Origin of the sequence: Pseudomonas sp. HLMP, from assembly GCF_046365545.1 — a bacterium.
Lineage (GTDB): Bacteria > Pseudomonadota > Gammaproteobacteria > Pseudomonadales > Pseudomonadaceae > Aquipseudomonas > Aquipseudomonas guariconensis_B.
On record NZ_JBDLLR010000001.1, the window covers coordinates 1,506,879 to 1,522,736 of the forward strand.

General features: G+C 65.9%; 9 protein-coding genes. 3 read left to right on the forward strand and 6 right to left on the reverse strand.

The window, feature by feature from the left end; translation table 11 throughout:
- Positions 1-10 precede the first annotated feature (10 nt).
- From ABFA30_RS07125 to recC, 5 genes are all read right to left on the reverse strand, one after another.
- The gene (locus tag ABFA30_RS07125; RefSeq protein ID WP_253081320.1) at positions 11-1,252 is read right to left on the reverse strand and encodes a diguanylate cyclase domain-containing protein; all 1,242 of its coding nucleotides are present in this window, start codon (positions 1,250-1,252) and stop codon (positions 11-13) included.
- Positions 1,249-1,824: a YfiR family protein gene (locus ABFA30_RS07130; protein ID WP_253081321.1), complete on the reverse strand. Its 576-nt coding sequence runs from the start codon at positions 1,822-1,824 to the stop codon at positions 1,249-1,251. Before ABFA30_RS07130 ends, ABFA30_RS07125 begins: the two co-directional genes overlap by 4 nt.
- A gap of 131 nt (positions 1,825-1,955) precedes the next feature.
- Positions 1,956-4,031, reverse strand: a complete 2,076-nt coding sequence (recD, locus tag ABFA30_RS07135) for an exodeoxyribonuclease V subunit alpha (protein ID WP_410045277.1) — start codon at positions 4,029-4,031, stop codon at positions 1,956-1,958.
- Positions 4,028-7,705 carry an exodeoxyribonuclease V subunit beta gene (recB, locus tag ABFA30_RS07140; RefSeq protein WP_410045278.1) on the reverse strand — a complete coding sequence of 1,226 codons (3,678 nt, stop codon included), beginning with the start codon at positions 7,703-7,705 and terminating at the stop codon, positions 4,028-4,030. The genes recD and recB overlap by 4 nt, the downstream gene beginning before the upstream one ends.
- Positions 7,702-11,184 (reverse strand): exodeoxyribonuclease V subunit gamma, encoded by a 3,483-nt coding sequence (gene recC, locus ABFA30_RS07145; RefSeq protein WP_253081324.1) that lies wholly within the window; start codon positions 11,182-11,184, stop codon positions 7,702-7,704. The genes recB and recC overlap by 4 nt, the downstream gene beginning before the upstream one ends.
- A 590-nt stretch (positions 11,185-11,774) precedes the next feature.
- On the opposite strand from recC, the gene ABFA30_RS07150 reads away from it, so the two are divergent.
- Genes ABFA30_RS07150 through ABFA30_RS07160 form a run of 3 tightly spaced genes read left to right on the forward strand, consistent with a single transcriptional unit; the run spans position 11,775 to position 15,337 of the window.
- On the forward strand, positions 11,775-12,434 hold the full coding sequence (locus ABFA30_RS07150; RefSeq protein ID WP_225789508.1) for a paraquat-inducible protein A: 660 nt from the start codon (positions 11,775-11,777) through the stop codon (positions 12,432-12,434).
- The gene (locus tag ABFA30_RS07155) at positions 12,421-13,044 is read left to right on the forward strand and encodes a paraquat-inducible protein A (RefSeq protein ID WP_225789509.1); all 624 of its coding nucleotides are present in this window, start codon (positions 12,421-12,423) and stop codon (positions 13,042-13,044) included. Before ABFA30_RS07150 ends, ABFA30_RS07155 begins: the two co-directional genes overlap by 14 nt.
- The gene (locus ABFA30_RS07160) at positions 13,037-15,337 is read left to right on the forward strand and encodes a PqiB family protein (protein WP_225789510.1); all 2,301 of its coding nucleotides are present in this window, start codon (positions 13,037-13,039) and stop codon (positions 15,335-15,337) included. The genes ABFA30_RS07155 and ABFA30_RS07160 overlap by 8 nt, the downstream gene beginning before the upstream one ends.
- A gap of 226 nt (positions 15,338-15,563) precedes the next feature.
- On the opposite strand, the gene rpsT is transcribed toward ABFA30_RS07160, so the two are convergent.
- Positions 15,564-15,842: a 30S ribosomal protein S20 gene (rpsT, locus tag ABFA30_RS07165; RefSeq protein ID WP_023382471.1), complete on the reverse strand. Its 279-nt coding sequence runs from the start codon at positions 15,840-15,842 to the stop codon at positions 15,564-15,566.
- Between the last annotated feature and the right edge of the window lie 16 nt (positions 15,843-15,858).

A 15,858-nucleotide genomic window follows, 5' to 3' on the forward strand; every position in this document is an offset into this window, starting at 1 on the left:
CATCAGCGGCTCAGCGCTCCGGCTGGGCCACTTGCCAATGGCCACGGCGCATGCGCTTGGCCTGGTACATCGCCGCGTCGGCGGCATTGAGCAGACTGGCGGGGTCGTCGCCATCGTCCGGGTAATAGGCGATGCCGACACTCAGCGAGGTGGTGATGCTGCCGTTCTCCAGCTGGATCGGCAGCGTCATGCTGTCGACGATCTTCTCCGCGATACCCTGCGCGTCCTCCCGCGAATGCAGCGGAGTCAGCAGCACGGCGAACTCGTCACCGCCCAGGCGGGCCACCAGGTCGTGCTCGCGCAACTGCGCCCGCACCCGGCTGGCGACACTGACCAGCACCTCGTCGCCCACGGCATGGCCAAGGCTGTCGTTGATCTGCTTGAAGTGGTCGCTGTCGAGGAACAGCACCGCCAGATGTTCCTGCTGCCGGGCCGCGTTGCGCAGGCTACGGCTCAGGCGCCCTTCGAAGAAGGCACGGTTGGGCAGGCCGGTCAGGCTGTCGTGGCTGGCCTGATGGGCCAAGGTCTCGTTCTCGCTCTGCAGGTGGCTCTGCCAAACCTCCAGTTCATCGAGCAGGGCGTTGAAGTCGTTGCCCAACTCGTTGAGCTCGGCGATCTGCGCCTCGGGCACGCGCCGGTCGAAACTGCGCTCGCGGCGGGCGGCATGAGCCACGCTGGCCAGGCTGCGCAGCGGGCCGATGATATTGCCGAACAAGCGACGCGACAGATAGATGGCAAGGACGGCGCTGAGGACCGTGCAAAAGAGGATCCCGGCCAGGCCACTGAGCAGGAAGCGCAGCAGGTTGCGCCCCTGGCCGACCAACTCCATATGCCCGACCTGTTGCTGGCCATGCATGATCGGCAGGTTGATCGGCTCGTCCAGCAGCGCGCTGGCCACCTTGGCTTCCAGGTGACTGAGCATCCCATCCTCGGCACGCTGCCAGTGCGCCAGGAGCTCGCCCTCCCTGTCGAAGACCTTGGCGTCGGCCACCTCCTCGGTGGCGGCGATCACGGCCAGGGCCTCGTTGGCCGCGGGGCTGTCATCGAACACCACGGCGGCTTCCACCGTGTAGTTGATCGAGCGCGCGATCAGGTGCAGGTTGTGATTGGCATAGACACGCAGGGCGAGCACGCCCAGCAGGGTCAGGGAGACCCCGACCAGGCCCACCGCCAGCAGGGCCACTCCCAGGTGGCCGCGGCCGAGTACGGAACGCAGGGTCGGGCGAGTGGCCCGCTTGGTCGTCGACTTCATGGCTGCACCGCCCGCCGTCGAGACAGCTGCAACACGCTGGGGTGGATACGTACGCCACTGCGCGCCACCGAGTCGAGGTTCACCTCGAAGGCCACCTGCGCGTCAGCGACCCGCAGGCAGAACAGGCTACCCACGGTACAGGGATCGTCGGCCTCGCTGATGCTCAAGACCGGATGGCCGCTGATCGCCTGGAACAGGCGATCACGCTCGCCCCTGTCGAGCTTGCCGATATAGACGGCATCGCAGGCGCCGGCAATGCGCCCATCGTCGGCCAGCAGGCGCCGGACCTGCAATGGCTGGCCGGAGTTCTGCACGTTGCCCTTGATCAGGTCGTCGGCGTATTCGGTGGGGCCGACCAGGCACAAGCGCAGGGGCACAGGTTCCACCGGCCAACGCGCATAGCTGAGAATGCCCAGTACTACCTGGGTCACGGCCTTGGCTCGTTGCTGCGCCTGGATGGCGGTCGCGGGGGTGTCTGCCCGGGCGGGGCCAGCGAATAGCAGCAGGACGCCCATCAGCAACGAAAGTACACGGCCCGTCACTCGTCCCCAGGGCGGGACAGCCACGATCATGTGAGAAATCTCTCAAAATCCTTTCAGATATTGCCGCAACGATAGCATAAGGCTGTCATGAGATTAATGCTGAGGGGCATACCATCTGGGGCCACGTCGCGTCCCAGCGATCTCCAGATGGGTCGGGCCCCTCAGACCTGCTCGAGCATCAACCCGGAAATCCTCCGCACCCGGCGCCCCACTGCTTCCTCGAACACGCCCATCCGCGGCTCGACCAGGCTGAAGCAATGCTTGGCCCGAGTGATCCCGGTGTAGATCAGCTCCTTGGTCAGCACCGGGTTGAGCGCATCCGGCAATACCAGGGCGGTATGGCTGAACTCCGAACCCTGGGACTTGTGCACCGTCATGGCGAACACCGTCTCCACCTCGTTGAGCCGGCTGGGCAGGACGAAACGCACCCCGCCACTGCCATCGTTGCGTGGGAAGGCCACGCGCAGTACCGGCTCGCCCTGCTCGTCCGGCAGACGCAAGGCGATACCGATATCACCGTTCATCAGGCCCAGGCCATAGTCGTTGCGGGTCACCAGCACTGGGCGGCCTTCGTACCAGGGCTGCTGGCTGTCGATCAGGCCGGCGTTGCCCAGTACCCGTGCCACCCGCTCATTGAGCCCTTCGACACCCCAGGGGCCCTTGCGCACCGCACACAACAGCTGGAAATCCTCGAAACTGCGCAGGACCTGGCCGGCCCACCGCTCCCAACGGGGATCATCGGCTGGCGTGCCGTGGGGCGGACGGTGACGGCCGATGGCCCGCAGGTAGTTGCGATAACCCTGCGGCCCCGTTTCGTCACGGCCCAGGCCATCGAGCAGCAGGCGGTCGAAAGCACGATCATGCTCACCACGCAGGGCCAGGCCGAACACATCGGCCGGTGGCATCGTCAGCAAGTCGCGAGCTGCCTGCACCTGCTGGCGATTGACCAGGCGCGCCAGCTGGCCGATACCGCTGCCCTCGCCGAAACGCCGAGAATGGCGCAGCATCACCACCTGCTGGGCCAGCGGGTTGCGCTGCGCATCGCCGGCCTGCAGGCCGCTGCCCTCAAGCGACTGGCCACCGACCTGCTCCAGCCAGGCGCGGGTGGCGGGGGAATAGCAGCCGTCCTCGGCATCGCGGCACAAGTCGCCCAATACCGCGCCAGCTTCCACCGAGGCCAACTGGTCCTTGTCCCCCAGCAGCACCAGCCGCGCACGCGGCGGCAGGGCGTCGAGCAGGTTGGCCATCATCTCCAGGTCGATCATCGAGGCTTCATCGACCACCAGCACGTCCAGCGGCAGCGGGTTGCCAGCATGGTGGCGGAAATGCCGTGAGCCGGGGCGGCTGCCGAGCAGGCGGTGGACGGTGCTGACATCGGTGGGGATCTGCTCGCGAACCGCGATATCCACCGGCAGGCGTTCCACTTGCTGGCCGATGGACTCGGTCAGGCGCGCGGCAGCCTTGCCGGTCGGTGCCGCCAGGCGTATCCGCAGCGGCCGACCCTGCTCCACCGCCGGCGCCTGCAACAATGCCAGCAGGCGCACCACGGTGGTGGTCTTGCCGGTGCCTGGGCCGCCGGTGATGATGCTGAACGCGGCGCGGGTGGCCAGGGCGCAGGCGAGCTTCTGCCAGTCCACTTGCCCGGCCGGAGCCGAGCCTTCGAACAATGGTGCTAGGCGTGCGGGCAGGTCCGCCGGTACGGCTTCATCCTGGCTCAGGCGCTGGCGCAAGGCCTCGTCGATACGACGCTCGTAGCTCCAGTAGCGGCGCAAGTACAGGCGCCGGCCGCTGAGCACCAGTGGGCGCGAGCCCTGCCCTGGCGTGGCGCCGGCAGCCACCAGGGGGCTGTGGGCGATGCGCTGCTGCCAGGTGTCCAGCCCAAGGCTGGCGAGCAACTGCGACGGCAACAGCAGGGGGCCTGCCAGGGCATCGCCTTCCGGTGGCAGCGACAAGGCGAAGTCCGGTTCGGCCAGGGTCTGCTCCAGGTCCAGGCAAACATGCCCATGGCCCAACTGATGGCTGGCCAGGGCTGCCGCCAGCAGCAGCAAGGGATCGCTGCCGGGGGCAAGCTCTTCGAGAAAGCTCACGAAGGCCCGGTCCAGGGCCCGCAGCCAACCGCGCTCGACCCAACGGTCGAGCAGTACCAGCAGGTCGCGACTGTCGCGCAATGGCGCCAGGGCGGCCAGTTGCTCGGCCTGCAATGGGGTGGACAACAGGTCGTCGAGACGTCGGCTCATGGTGTGGCTCCGGCAAACAGGTCTGGCTGCTCGGGCTCATGGACGCCACGGAACAGCGCGTCCAACGCCTCGATCAAGGTGCGCGGTGGCTTGGTGAAATACAGGCCATGGCCGCTGCTGTCGGCACCGCGCAGGAAGATGAACAGGGCACCACCGACATGGCGGTCGTAGTCGTAATCGGGCAGGCGGGCGCGCAACTGGCGGTGCAAGGCCAGCAGGTAGAGCACGTACTGCAGGTCGTAGCGATGCTCGAGGATCGTCTGCTCCATGGCCAGAGCGTTGTAGGACGCGGTGTCCGGGCCGAGCCAGTTGGACTTGTAGTCGGTCACGTAGTAGCGCCCGTCCAGTTCGAAGACCAGGTCGATGAAGCCCTTGAACATGCCGTTGAGCTGGGTCGGCTGGGCGGCTGGCCGCGCCGCGCCGCCGTGGGTCTGGCGGGCCACCAGGCGGTCCAGGCGCACGGCGTCGACCTGGTGGCTGGCGAACCAGAACTCCATCTCGACCTGATACTGGCGTAGCCCGGCCAACGTCAGGCTCGGCCCCTCGGGTTGCAACGGCAGCGGCTGGGCCAGCAGTTGCCGCAGCCATTGGTCCAAGGCCGGGATCCAGCCGGTCCAGTCGCGGCGGTTGCAGCGCTGGCCGACGGTACGCGTGATCAGTTCGGGCTTGCCGCTGACCTCGGCGAAACCTTCGCGCCCCGCCCATTCGAGCAAGCCATGGAGGAAGGTGCCCGGATTCGGCCCCCGGGGAAAGCGGTGGATATCACCACCCTCGGCAGGCACTTCGCGCAGCAGTTGGGCGTCGACCTGTTCGTCATCCAGCAATTGCTGGGCCTGGGAGCTGTCGGCGCCAAGGGTCTGGTCGCCGACACGCAGGGCACTGTAGGAGGCGATCCACCAATGCTCCGCAGCGGGGCGGCGCGGCTTGCGCGCAGGCAGCAGCTCACGCTCGTCGTGGGGAGCCCGGTAGTGCTGTTCGTCGGCCTCGGGCAAGGCAATACAGGCCATCTCCGGGCAGCCCTGCTGCACGGCCTGCAACCAGCCGGCCAGCTGGCTCGACGCTGGCAACGGCAAGCCGCCGCCGAGCAGGTAGCCCAGGGCCGAGCGATGCAGCTGCGAGGTCTTCTGGTTGCCACGCTTGAGGTCGGCGACGCCGAGCCAGCAGGCGTGCTGGGCACGGGTCAAGGCAACGTAGAGCAGGCGCAGGTCCTCGGCCAGGCGCTCATCGTCGGCGCGGGCGACCTGCTCGTCATCGGGGGTCAGGGTCAGGTGGGCCTGGCCGTCGCTGTCGTGCCAGACCAAAGGCAGGCGCTGGCCGTCCACCGGCTTGCTGGTGCAGATGAACGGCAGGTAGACCAGTGGGTACTCAAGGCCCTTGGACTTGTGGATGGTCACCACCTTGACCAGTTGCTCGTCGCTCTCCAGGCGCAGGATCTGCTCCTCGCCGGCGTGCCCGGCACTGGCCAGGTGCTCGGCCAGGTGACGGATCAACGCCTGCTCGCCGTCCAGCTCGCCGGCCGCCTGCTGCAACAGCTCGGCCAGGTGCAACAGGTTGGTCAGCACTCGCTCGCCGTCGCTGCGCCCCATCAGCGTGCGCGGTAGCTGGAAGTCGTGCAGCAGGCGGCGCAACATAGGCAACACGCCCTGGCGCTGCCAGGTATCGCGGTACAGGCGAAAACGCATGACCCAGGCTTCCCAGACCCGTTCGTCTTGGTTCAGTCGCTCCAGTTCGGCCAGGGGCAGGTCGAGGGTGAGGCTCGCCAACGCGGCCTTGAGCTGGCGTTCGGAGTCCGGCTCGGCGCACGCCTTGAGCCAGGCCAGCAGGTCGTGGGCTTCCTGGGCGGCGAACACCGAATCCTTGTCGGACAGGTACACGCTGCGTACATCACGCGCCGCCAGTTCGGCGCGGATCAACTGCGCCTCGCGGCCGTCGCGCACGAGGATGGCAATGTCCGAGGGCAGGCAAGGACGTAGCGCACCTGTGCCATCGGCAAAACCGGCGTGCCCCTGCTGACCACCATTGAGCAGCCCGACGATATGGCTGGCGCAACTGGCCGCCAGGCGCTGGCGGTACAGCGTGCTGGCGACCGGCTCATCGCTCTCCAGCAGCCAGCATTGCAGCGCGGCGCACGGCTGGCCCTGGACCAGAAACTGCTCGCTGCGGCCCTTGGCACGGACCTCGACGAAGGGCAAGGGGTTGCCCTGCGCCTCACGGAACAGGAAGGCACCGCGGCCTTCGCCACGCGCCTCCGCCTGGAGGAACATACGGTTGACCGCGGCGACCATGGCCTGGCTGGAGCGGTAGTTGGTGTCCAGGCTGTGCAAGCGGTCGGCGGTGGCATGACGGGCAGCCAGGTAGGTGAAGATGTCGGCACCACGGAAGGCGTAGATCGCCTGCTTGGGGTCGCCGATCATGAACAGGCCGGTTTCCGGGCGGTTCTCGCTGATCCGGTAGATGCGCTCGAAAATGCCGTACTGGATCGGGTCGGTGTCCTGGAATTCGTCGATCAGCGCCACTGGGAACTGCTCGCGGATCAGCCCGGCCAGGCGTTCGCCGGCTTCGCTGGCAAGGGCATGCTCCAGACGCAGGAGCATGTCGTCGAAACCCATCTCGGCACGCCGGCGTTTCTCCACCTCGAAGCGCGCCGATACCCAGGCGGCGGCGTGCTCGAGCAGGCGCGCATCGGGGCTGGCCAGGCCCTGGAGCTGCTGGCTCAGGTTTTCCATGGCATGCAGCGCGGGATGCTCTGGTGGTTCGCCGCTCTTCCAGACTTCGGCCAGGCCGGCGGGGGTCAGGCGAGTGAAACCGGTGCCCAGCTCGAGTTGCGCTTCCTGGCCGTCAGCGGCCCAGGCGCGCAGCTTGTCGAACCACGGATCGAAGTAGCGTGCCTGCATCTTGCGGCCGTCCACCTGCTTGGCCGCCACGGCCTCGCGGCAGATCCGCTGCAACTCATCGGCCCACTGGCCCCAGGGCGCCTTGAGCTGACAGAGTTGCTCGGCGCGCTGCCGCAGCGCCGCCTCGATGAGCCCTTGCAGCGACTCGTCGCCCTGTTCCTCGCGCACCCGGCCGAACAGCGGGCGGATCCTGGGCAGCAGCGCATCGGGGCTGCCCCAGTGCCGACGGACCCAGGCCAGGGCTTCGCCATGCATGCCATAGCAGAAGCGCCGCCAATAGTCGCGCATGACCTGGCCGAGCAGTTCGCTGTGATCGGTCTCCAGGCTCTGGGTGAACAGGCTGCCACTGTCGAAGGCATGTTCGCGCAGCATGCGCTGGCACCAACCGTGGATGGTCGATACCGCGGCCTCGTCCATCCACTGCACGGCGATCTCCAGGCGGCTGGCACAGCGCGGCCAGTGCTCGCTGGGGTAGTCGTCGCGCAACTGCTCGAGCAGTGGGTCGGCCTCGGCCAGTTCGCCACGGAAAAAACGCGCGGCTTCGGCCAGGCGGGCGCGGATGCGCTCGCGCAGTTCCTTGGTGGCAGCATCGGTGAAGGTCACCACGAGGATCTGCGGTGGCAGCAGCTCACGGGCGAAACCTTGCTCACCGCCATGGCCGAGGATCAGGCGCAGGTACAGCGCCGAGATGGTGAACGTCTTGCCGGTGCCGGCGCTGGCTTCGATCAACTGGCTGCCATGCAGGGGAAAACTCAATGCCAGGGGGCGTGCCTGGGTCATGCGGCGCTCTCCGGGTTGCCCAAGGTTTGCCAGGGGGCGGTGAACAGGGGGCGGTACAGGGTTTCGCACCAGCCTTCGAAGGTCTCCTCGGCGCACAGCGCGGCGAAGTCGCGAAACTGCCGCGCCAGGGCCAGGCTTTCGCTACGTTCGCCGAAGTTGTTCTGGCCATCGCCTTCGTAGGCACGGGCGGCAGCGGCCAGGGCCTTGTCCGGATCGCCCTGGGCGAGCCAGGCGAATGCCGTCTTGGCCGCCACCGGCAGGGGCGCATTCATCGCCGCCTGGCGGGCTACCAGCAAGTGGCCCAGCAGTTCGGCCGCCTGGCCTTGCGGCAGCGGCTCGAGCAACAGCGTCAGGTCGCTGGCCACCAGGGCACTGTGCAATGGATAACCGGCGGCGCAGGCGGCCAAGTGCATCACCCAGGCGGGTATCAGCCGGTGCCATTTGAGGCTGTTGCGCCCGGCGCCAAGGGTATTGGGCACGGTCGTGATGCTCAGCAGGCTCTGGTCCTGAGCCTGGTAGACCCGGCCCAGCCAGCCTTCCAGGCGCTGTGCGCCCTGTTCGAAGTGCACAGGCAAGGCACCCTCCACCACCGTCGGCCAGCGCTGCAGCAATTGACGGTGACGTTGCAGCAGGTCGGGCAAGGGCTGGATCAGTTCTTCCTGGAGGATTTCGCCGAAGCCGGCCAGGGGCAGCAGACCGCAGGCCTGCAGACGCCGGGCCTGGGCCTGCAGGGTACGCTCGGCATTGTCCGGATCGGCCAGCGCGGCCCCCAGCAGGTTTTCGCTGAGGCTGTAGCGCTGCAAGGCATCGAGGACGAAGGGTTCTTCATCCGGAGTTGGCACCTCCAGGGCTTCGAAAAATACGTTCAGACGCTGGCTGAAGAAATGCCGTACAGGATGACGAAGGAAATCCTGCAACAGGCTCAGGCTCAGGGGCTCATCGCTGGTATAGGGCGACAAGGGCTCATCGAACGCCGTGGATACCTCCCTGGCGTGGTGCAGCACCTGCCATTCATGGGCATAGCTGAACAGCGCGCTGCCTTTCTGGAAGTAACGCTGGCTGAACGGCTGCAGCGGATGTTCCACGGTCAGGGCGTGCAGCAACTGCTCACCCGGGTCCTGGCGCAGCCCCTCCTTGGCCCCGGCCAGACGCCAGCCTGCGGCCAGGTGGTCGCGTAGCTGGCCGATCAATACCGAGGCAGGGCGCTCGCTGTTGTCGCGAATGCTGCGTCCGACCCAGCTGACATAGAGCTGGTCACGTGCCGAGAGCAAGGCCTCGAGCAACAGGTAGCGGTCGTCCTCGCGGCGGGAGCGATCGCCGGGGCGATAGTCGCTGGCCATCAGGTCGAAGTCCAGCGGCGGTTGGGCGCGGGGGTAGTCGCCGTCGTTCATGCCCAGCAGGCAGACCACCCGGAACGGGATGGCACGCATGGGCATCAGGGTGCAGAAGTTCACCGAGCCGGCGAGAAACCGCTGGGACAGCTTGCCCTGGTCCAGCCCCGACAGCCAGGCCTCGCGCACCACGGTGAGCGGCAACGGGTCCTGCAGGCCCACGGCCTCGCAGGTCGCCAGCCAGCTATCGCGCAGCTCTTGCAACTGCATCAGGAGAAACTCGTCGTGCTCGCTTCCGGCCAGGAAGAACACCTGCAGCAAGGCATGCAGGCGCTCCCCCCACTGGGCTGCCGTGGCGGGCTGCGCCAGGGCCTTGCAGGCCACGTCGAGGGCATCGAGCAACGCCACCAGCGGACCGATCAGCGCAGCATCGAGGCCGCCGATTTCGTCATAGGGCTCGATGCCATCGCATCCTTCGCCCATACCGACCGCATAGCCGAGCAGCATGCGTCGCAAACCGAACCGCCAGCTGTTCTGCTCCAGGCCCTCGGGCAGGCCCAGGGTGGCCCGCTGCTCGGCATCCAGGCCCCAGCGGATGCCCGCGCCTTCGATCCAGCGGTGCAAGGTCGGCAGGTCGCTTTCCTGGATGGCGAAGCGGGCACGCACGGCCGGCACGTCCAGCAGGTCCAGGACTTCGCTCACGGCGAAGCGGCTGTCCGGCAGCTTGAGCAGGTGCTCCAGGGCGATCAGCAGCGGATCACGGCCGCGCTGGCCCTGGTCGGTCAGGGTGAAGGGAATGTAGCGTGGGTCGTTGCGATCGAGCTGGCCGAACACGGCGCGGATATGCGGTGCATAACTGTCGATCGCTGGCAGCATGACGATGACGTCACGCGGGCGTAGCGTGGGGTCGGCGCTGAAGCGGGCGAGCAGTTGGTCATGGAGGATCTCCACCTCGCGCTGTGGGCTGTGGGCCACATGAAAGCGCACGGAGCGGTCCTGGCCGGGATCGACCGCCGGCCAAAGGGCGCGGGTCTCTGCCAGGGGACGCAGCTCGAGGATGTCGTCCTGCAACTGCTCGAGCAAGGTGGTCGGCTGGCCTTCGCTGAACAGGTCGATGCGACCGTCGCTGAAGACCCCACGATAGCTGGCCGGGTCGTCGTAGCTGTCGAGCAGGTTGATGTAGTCACGGCCCTGCTTGCCCCAGGCGGCCAGCAGCGGGTGGGCATGCTGGTGCAGGGATTCGTCGTCCAGTTGCAGGGGCATGCCCTGCTTGCGTTGCTGGCGCTTGTATTGATGCCGCAGCAGGTCCTTGTCGGCAACGATGTCGGCCCAGTGATGGCGGCAAGGGTTGTGCACGCACAGCACTACCTGGCTGAAGCGCGCCAGGCCGGCCAGAGCCTCGAGCGCCTGGGCCGGCAAGGATGAGATGCCGAAGACGATCACCCGTGGCGGTAGCCCCGCGGGCGCCTGCTCCAAGCTGTCGATACGCGCCATGAAACGCTGGTGCACGCCGGCACGGCTCTGGGCCATGCCCGCCTCGCCGACGTCTTCGAGCAGTGCCCGCCATAGCTCGGCCTGCCAGCGGTTCCCCGCCGCCATGGGCTTGCGCTCGCCACGGGCGGTATTGAGCACATGCTCGCCAGCAGCCCAGTCCTTGAGCCAGTCGGCGCGGTAGACCTGGTACTGGTCGAACAGGTCAGCCAGGCGCTCGGCCAGTTGGTAGCGCTTGCGCAGGTCGCTGTCGTCGGTGAGAAAGCGGCGCAAAGGCTCGAAGTGCGGGCGTTCGATCAATTCGGGGAGCAGGCGCATCAGACGCCAGGTAAGGGGGGCCTTGTCCAGCAGCGAGACTTCCGGAATCTCGTCGCGCCCCAGGACCCGACGGTACAGCTGCCACATGAAGCTGCCCGGCAGTTGTACCTCGATGGCTGCGGCGATGCCACAACCGCCCAGTTCATCGTCCTGCGGATCCTCGGCCAGGGCCAGCTTGAGCCACTGGGCGATACCGTTGCTCTGGACCAGGGCGATCTCGTTCTCCAGGGGGGCCAGGGGGTAATGGCGCATCACGTTCACTACCAGATTGCGCAGGTCGTCCAGGCGGTTGCCCTGGATGATCATGAAGCCGGGATGCAGTGAGGTGGTGTCGGTCATCGAGGATCTCTGGGGAGGAGCGATTCTGGTAGGGAACCATATCACTCTCTACCGGGTACAGGCAGTGAGACAGCAACGGCGTACTCTGTGGGAGAAAGGATGGAAGCGTGAGGCTTTGGGCTGGCCTTCGGGGCCTCTTCGCGCCCCATCGCCGGCAAGCCGGCTCCCACAGGGATGGCGCTGGCTTGCAGGTCTGCGCTGTACCTGTGGGAGCTGGCTTGCCAGCGATGGGGCCACCGCCAATCCCCAGCCAGACGCCAGAAAGACAAAACCCCTACCTGCTCGCGCAGATAGGGGTTTTGCGAAATGAATCTTGACGATGACCTACTCTCACATGGTGGGGTTTCCCCATGTGAGAGTAGGTCATCGTCAAGATTCATTTCGCAAAACCCCTATCTGCGCGAGCAGGTAGGGGTTTTGTCTTTCTGGCGCCTGGCTGGGGATTGGCGACGGGGCCGGTGCCAACAACCCCAGGCGGTCGTCCGCTAACACCCTTTACCTATGCAAGCCTTTCGTTCAACCCGCCAGGTGTCCCTTTCTTCGAGCCAGAACACTAGAATAGGGCCCACGTATCCATTCAGACCTTCGATATGCCCAATCCTGTCGATCCCGAAGCGCTGCCCCAATTACCGCTGGACGAACTCGTGGCCTGTCACGAATGCGACCTGCTGATGCGCAAGCCAGTGCTGCAGAATGACGAAAAGGCCCATTGCCCCCGCTGCGGCTACGAGCTCTACGCCCACCGCCATAACGTGGTCAATCGCAGCCTGGCGCTGGTGTTGACGGCCCTGCTGCTCTATGTGCCTGCCAACTTCCTGCCCATCATGCAGTTGCACCTGCTCGGCCAGACCTCCGACGACACCGTCTGGAGTGGCGTGGTCGGCCTGTACAACTCGCAGATGCGCGGCGTCGCCGTGGTGGTGTTCCTGTGCAGCATGGCCATCCCCTTGCTCAAGCTGCTGTGCCAACTGGTCGTGTTGCTGAGCATTCGCCTGAACATCGGACGCAGCCATGGCCTGCTGTTCTACCGCATCTATCACCACCTGCGTGACTGGGGCATGCTCGAGGTGTACTTCATGGGCGTCCTGGTGGCCATCGTCAAGTTGGTCGACCTGGCGGAGCTGACCATAGGCCTTGGCCTTTTCTGTTTCATCAGCCTGCTGCTGGTCCAGGTATGGCTGGAAGTGGTGATGTCGCCACACCAGATCTGGATCGCCCTGTCAGGGGAGGATATCCATGCGGGCGATTGATGCAGGCATCCTGGTCTGCAATGAATGCCATGAGCTGAACCGGCAGGTGCCTGGCGGCGACTCTCAGACCTGCACCCGCTGCGGCGCCGTGGTCCATGCGCGCCGCCCCAACAGCATCGTGCGCACCTGGGCCCTGCTCATCACGGCCTCGATCCTCTACATCCCCGCCAACGTGCTGCCGATCATGACGGTGAGCGCCTTGGGCCAGGGCAGCCCGGACACCATCATGTCCGGCGTCATCACCTTGCTCAAGCACGGCATGTTGCCGATCGCCGCGGTGGTGTTCATCGCCAGCATCCTGGTGCCGACCTTCAAGCTGGTCGGCATCGGCCTGCTGCTCTACTCGGTGCAGCGTCACCAGCCCTTGTCGGCGCGGCAGAGGATCCTGATGTACCGCTTCATCGAATTCATCGGACGCTGGTCCATGCTGGATATTTTCGTCATCGCCATCCTCGTGGCGGTGGTGAATTTTGGCCGCATCGCCAGTGTCGAAGCCAACCTGGGCGCTGTCGCCTTCGCCTCCGTGGTGATCCTGACGATGCTCGCAGCCTTAACTTTCGATCCCCGACTGATCTGGGACAATACGGAGTCGGATGACGACCATGAGTGACATGCCTACGGCTAAAACCCGCCCAGCTTCGAATTGGTCGGCCATCTGGATCCTGCCGCTGATCGCTTTGGTGATCGGTGGCTGGCTGGCCTGGCAGGCCTACCGTGACGCCGGTGTGGAGATCCAGGTCCGCTTCCTCACCGGCGAGGGCATCGTCGCCAACAAGACCGAAGTCATCTACAAGGGCATGTCGGTCGGCAAGGTGAAGAGCCTGGTGCTCGATGTCGAAGGCGACGGCACCGGGGTTATCGCCACCGTCGAGATGAACAAGGCTGCGGAGCCGCACCTGACCACCGGGACGCGCTTCTGGCTGGTCAAGCCGAGTGTCAGCCTGGCTGGCATCTCCGGCCTGGAAACCCTGGTATCGGGTAACTACATCGCCGTGAGCCCAGGCGAAGGCGAGAAGACCAAGCAGTTCACCGCCTTGTCGGAGGCGCCGCCGTTGTCCGACAGCGAGCCGGGCCTGCACCTGACCCTCAAGGCTGATCGCCTCGGTTCGCTCAACCGCGACAGCCCTGTGTTCTACAAGCAAATCCAAGTCGGTCGGGTGAAGAGCTACCGCCTCTCCGAGGACCAGGACACAGTAGAGGTCAAGGTCTTCATCGAGCCGGCCTACGCCAACCTGGTGCGCAAGCACACGCGGTTCTGGAACGCCAGCGGCATCAGTATCGACGCCGACCTGTCTGGTGTGAAGCTGCGCAGCGAATCCCTTGCCAGCATCGTCGCCGGCGGCATCGCCTTCGCCACGCCCGAGCACCGCAAGGACAGCCCGCCCACCGACCCGAGCCTACCGTTCCGCCTGTACGAGGATTTCGACGCCGCCCAGGCGGGGATCCGCGTCAAGGTCAAGCTGAGCGACTACGAGGGCCTGCAGGCCGGTCGTACGCCGGTCATGTACAAGGGGATCCAGGTCGGTTCGCTGAAGACCCTGAAGATCGAGGAAGACCTGTCCAGCGCCTCGGCCGAGCTGACCTTGGATCCGCTGGCCGAAGACTACCTGGTCGATGGCACCCAGTTCTGGGTGGTCAAGCCCTCCATCTCCCTGGCCGGCATCACCGGCCTGGAAGCCTTGGTGAAGGGCAACTACATCGCCATTCGTCCGGGCGAGAAGGGGGCCAGGCCGCAGCGTGAGTTCGAGGCGCGGGCAAAGGCGCCGCCGCTGGACCTCAAGGCCCCGGGTCTGCACATGGTGCTGTTCGCCGACACCCTCGGCTCCCTCGAAGTCGGCAGCCCGGTGACCTATCGCCAGGTCAAGGTCGGCAGTGTGCAGAGCTACCAGTTCGCCCGCGACAGCAAGCGCATTCTGATCGGGGTGCACATCGAGAAGGAGTATGCGAACCTGGTCAACGGCTCCACACGCTTCTGGAACGCCAGCGGCATCACCCTCTCCGGCGGGTTGTCGGGGATCAAGATCAAGAGCGAGTCGCTGCAGACCCTCATGGCCGGTGGCATCGCCTTCGACACGCCCAGGGCCGACGTGCCCCTGAAGCGGCGCATTCCACGCTTTCGCCTGCACGAGAGCCAGGAGGCCGCCGATCGCGCCGGTACCCTCATCACCATCCGTGTCGATCGCGCCGATGGCCTGAAGCCGGGCACCCCGATTCGCTTCCGCGGCCTGGACGTGGGCAGCATCGAGAGCGTCGACCTGACCGCGGACCTGCAGGCAGTCCTGCTCAGGGCACGCATCACCGCCGCGCAGGAGCGCATCGCCCGGGCCGGTACGCGCTTCTGGGTGGTCAAGCCGGCCTTCGGCCTGGTGCGTACCGAGAACCTCGATACCTTGGTGGGTGGCCAGTACCTGGAAGTCCAGCCGGCAGTGCAGGACAGGGGGCCGCAGCGTGATTTCATCGCTCTGCCCGAAGCCCCGGAAGCGGTCGCGCAGCAAGCCGGCCTGCCGCTGACGCTCAGCGCACCGCGCCGTGGTTCGATCAAGCCGGGCGTACCGGTGACCTATCGCGAGGTCACGGTGGGCAAGGTCACCGGCTTCGAGCTGGGGCAGACCGCCGACCGGGTGCTGATCCACATCCTCATCGAGCCTCGCTATGCGGCGTTGGTCCGGGGTGGCAGCCGGTTCTGGAACAGCAGCGGCTTCGGCTTCGACTGGGGGCTGTTCAAGGGCGCCACGGTGCGCACCGAGTCCCTGGAAACCTTGATCGACGGCGGCATTGCTTTCGCAACGCCCGATGGCGAGAAGATGGGTAACCCGGCACGCCCGCAGCAGACCTTTGCCTTGTTCGACAAGCCGGAGGATGAGTGGCTGCAGTGGGCACCGAAGATCCAGATCGCGAAGTGAGGCTGGCCGGTCAGGTAGGGGTTGTAAGCCTGGGGCTGCTTTGCAGCCCATCGCCGGCTCCCGCAGGGTGCGAGTCGACCGCAAATGACGCGGTTTACAGGGGCCCTGTGTGCGTAGGCTTGCCGGCGAACAGGCCAGCTTAGGCACCCGTTATCGATGGCAATGAACACAAATCACAGGCAACAAAAAACCGACCCTAGGGTCGGTTTTTCGACAAGCGTGTCGCTTAGGCAGCTGCAGCTTCTTTCAGCGCCTTGATGTGGCCATTCAGACGGCCTTTGTGGCGAGCAGCCTTGTTCTTGTGGATGATGCCCTTGTCGGCCATACGGTCGATTACAGGCACAGCCAGAATGTAGGCGGCTTGCGCTTTTTCGGCGTCTTTTGCGTCGATGGCCTTGACTACATTCTTGATGTAGGTACGGACCATGGAACGCAGGCTGGCGTTGTGGCTGCGACGCTTCTCAGCCTGTTTTGCACGTTTCTTGGCGGAAGGTGTGTTGGCCACCGTCGAGCTCCTCGAA